The 3,352-nt window shown below is 28.1% G+C and carries 2 protein-coding genes; one reads left to right on the forward strand and one right to left on the reverse strand.

Annotated features, from left to right (window positions below; all coding sequences use genetic code 11):
* A partial coding sequence (locus ACMZ6Z_RS09080; protein WP_416132212.1) for a DNA repair protein occupies nt 1–2,353 on the forward strand: 2,353 nt, incomplete at its 5' end.
* On the opposite strand, the gene ACMZ6Z_RS09085 is transcribed toward ACMZ6Z_RS09080, so the two are convergent.
* Nucleotides 2,348–3,352: hypothetical protein (locus tag ACMZ6Z_RS09085; protein ID WP_416132213.1), on the reverse strand; the 1,005-nt coding region annotated here is incomplete at its 5' end. The two genes, ACMZ6Z_RS09080 and ACMZ6Z_RS09085, sit on opposite strands and share 6 nt — an antisense overlap.

Consider the following 3,352-nt stretch of genomic DNA (forward strand, 5'->3'; position numbering starts at 1 on the left):
GGAGTTGATTATGTCTCATTGGAATCAATTTTTAACAGAAATTAGTACGAATATTTTGCAACACTATACTTCTCAAAATTCTGCCGCATTCTATATCCCTTTTGAGGATAGTCTATCAAAATCATTAGCATTTGATGAAATATCGCAACAAATATTAAATAAGGAAATCATAGGAAATGGAACGAGTTTATATACCGATTTTGGCGAAAATGATATTACTGATGGTTATAAACTTTCTTTAGTAGAAAAATTTTTTAAGCATATCTCTCTTTCTGCTAACGGTTCTATTCCTGGATTTGGTTCGGCTGGTATATCACTAAAATATAGTTCGATGGATGTAGAAAAGAAAATATTAAATAGTAGCGATGACTATAGACTAATATTCTTGATTCAGCACTGGGATTGGTTAGGAAATGAGCTGAAACTATTTTTTGTTCGTCTTATTAACAATCTTTCTGATTATGAAAAGAAATATAATAAATCAATAATTGTTGTAGTTGGTGGTAAAAACTGTATAAATGATGATATTTTCTTTTCAAAAATTTTTGATATTCATCATTTTGATTTAAATGATCTAAAAGATACTTTAAGAAGTATGATACAGTCCTCAAATTTATCTGATGATTTAGTAGATAAATTATACCCTCTTACAAAGGGGAATTTAGAAAAAATCTACAATTTTATCTCGTTATCACAAAATAATTTGGAAATTGAAAAATTGCTAGATGATCTATTACATACGATTGAAAATGACTTTAGGAAGAATCACATTGATATGGATTTTATATATCAACTGTCTGTCCTTCCTGAGTATTTCAATCCATATGAGGCAGAAGAATTTTTCAATATGAAGGTTTTTCAAATTGAAAAAGCCATTGATATTTTAAAAAAATTATTAGTTTTAATACCTGTAAAAAATCGAATAAATTTCTATAGTTTAATATTAATTATTAAAGATAAACTTCTATTAACAGTTGAAAAAGGACAGAAAGAAGTTTATATAAAGTATTATCATTATCTGTGTAGGAAAGAACCTTTTAATTACAAACTTAAAATAGAAATTTTATCTAAGCTTGAGGATAAGCAAGAAAATTTACTTTCACTTTACTTACTTTGGTATGAATATTTATTAAATCAAGATGAGATATTAGAAAGTGAAAAAAATAGTTTATATAAACTTGAATTTCTAAAAGAAGAGACTAAGTCAACATTTTTTAGATGTATAGAATACAAATATGGAGAATCTGCTAACTCAATTTATAAAGAAATACTGCCTGAAAGTTCACTGCTATCTTCCATACTATTAAAAAATGATGTTAATTTTCAAGGAAATACATCACAAGATTCTTCTTTTTATTCACTTTGTAATACGCTATATGAGAATATAATACAAGAAAGCGGTAAAGATGTTATTATTGAGCCTGTTCACTATCTCTCGTGTATTTACATGTTATTACCTCATTTAATAGATAAACTAAACGAAATAGATAAATTCCAATTTTTAAATGAAGATATTATTAAAAATTTTTATGTAACAAAAAATATTGAACAAAATGCACAATATCTTGAAAAAATCTATTTAAGAAAAAGTTTTTTATATAAGGATAACGATAGAGCCATAAATGATGCAAACAGGGCTTTAAAGTTTTTTATAGATATCGATGACAAACTTGAGCAATATTATACGTTAGGGAGTCTTCTAGGGTTATTACTGGTTGCTTCTGACTATGAACGAGCACGTCAAGTGAAACAAGAAATAGAAGCATTATTCAATAAATATCATTTCCCACTATATTGGAAATCTCAAAACAACTTTATTATATTAGATTTCCTTTCTAATTCAGCAAATGATTTTGACTACTGGCGAACTCAGTTTGAAAACATTCTTACAGAAAACAGATTAAATGATGTTAGTAAACATTTAATATACACAAACTTATGTTCAATTTCTCTGTATTATTCTCGAATTGAAAACTATAAAATTTATAAAAATGAGTTAGAGAATTTGATGGAAGTGAATGATTTGTCAGATATTGAAGACGTGTCCATTGATGATTTCTATCGTTACTACTTTGGTTGGTTTGAACTTTGTAAATTACTTATAGAGGGGAATCAGCAACAAGCACAAGATAAGTATGAACAACTTAAAAATTTCTGCCCTATTATTTTTGAGTCAGAGAAAACAATGTTATCCGAAAAACACCGTCGTTACAAAAAAATATTTAAATCAGATATAAAGACAGGAAAGGAATTTTCAGAATTTCTAGTAACATCTAAATTCTCCTCACGAGAATGGAATTACTATCGTAGGGGTCTCATGGTAACAGATATACAGTATACCAGTGCATTATAAACTGCTAAATAATATCAGTTTGTGAAGATCAGCCATGGTGAGATTATACTTGTGAAAATTATAATTAAATGAGCTGTGATTAGTCGTATAAGGCATCGTCGCAACATCAAAAGCAAAAAAATTTCCATCTGATTTTATCCTGAAATCAACTCGTCCATAGGTCGTTATACCTAAATATTGGGCGAGTTTTTCTGTTGATTCCTTCAATTTTTCATACAGAGATTTATCTTGTAGAAATTCAAAGGTATAATCGTCATTATCTGAAACTTCACTCGTCAAAATGTCTGTTTTACTCACTACTCTAACGGGATCTAATACAATATATTCTCCTTTAAAATTGAAAAAAGGAACTTCAACCTCAATTCCTTCTATAAATTCTTGGAGAAGGAAGTTTTGATGATCAATTTTTTTCCAATCAAAATTCTCTATAATAGAATTTTCAGATAAGTTGATGCTTGCTGATTCCGAGATTTCTTTTCGAATATATTTTTCAGCCTCAAAAATTTCTCCAAGTATTTTTCCATTGATTATACAAACCGTTTTAGGTGTTACGATATTAAATTCATTTGCAACCGCTCCCCAAATAAACTTATTGCGACACAGAGATACTGTTAGTGCATTTGAGCCAGTATAATCAAGATTGAAATAGTCACAAAAAGAGGGAATCAGGGATTTCTTTCCTTCTTTTAGACCATCTCTAGCTAAGTTATAGACTAATAAATCTTCTTTTGATAGATTTACTTGATGATTTAATATATGTTCAATAAAGTCCATTTCTGTGTAAAATATATTCAAACATAGGCCTGTTTTTAATAGCGCAGAGGCTATCTCTTCAAATTCTGATAACGAAAAAAATTCACTGTCAGAAGCGTGTTCAATTGTGTAATAAGACATTTTCTTAGTTTGTTTTTTTAGGTTGGCAACTAAAAATAAATTAGTTTTAGAGCACTCTTTATCAAATTCTTGTAAATAATACTGAAGCAATTGTTTCATGTTTTT

Source organism: Streptococcus pluranimalium, from assembly GCF_047785705.1.
Classification (GTDB): domain Bacteria; phylum Bacillota; class Bacilli; order Lactobacillales; family Streptococcaceae; genus Streptococcus; species Streptococcus pluranimalium_A.